At 61.4% G+C, this 389-nt stretch carries 1 protein-coding gene; it reads left to right on the top strand.

All coding sequences use genetic code 11. From position 1 onward, the window contains the following. Positions 1 to 389 (top strand): hypothetical protein (locus tag AC0L3B_RS38545; protein WP_473382860.1); only part of this gene is annotated, 389 nt, incomplete at both ends.

Genomic DNA, 389 nt, shown 5'->3' on the forward strand with positions numbered 1-389 from the left:
CCACGTCATTGACACCATCGTCGCGGTGCTGATCGGCAAACAGAACGGCAGCGAAGTCGTGCTCACCTACTCACCGCTCCAGGGCTACGACCGATATACCTCCCGCGAGCAATTCGACCAGGCTGTACCCGCACTGCTGGCTCCTTCCGTCGAGCGCAGGAAACTCCAGTGGCGCCTGTTCGAGCCCGAGGGGAACTTTTTCGATTGGCAAGCCTGCGAGTTGATTTCGATGCAGATCGAAGCCATCGGCACCCTCGATTTCTCGGATATCCGAGGCACCCAGGCGCCGCTGCCCACTCGTCCACGCGGCGAGACCACAGGTGAGTCACCCAACATGGCCTGGCTTGAACAGGCGTGGCCCGACTGGCTGCAAAAAGCCAGCGCTGCTG

The sequence above is a fragment of the Bradyrhizobium sp. Kon56 genome (assembly GCF_055807635.1).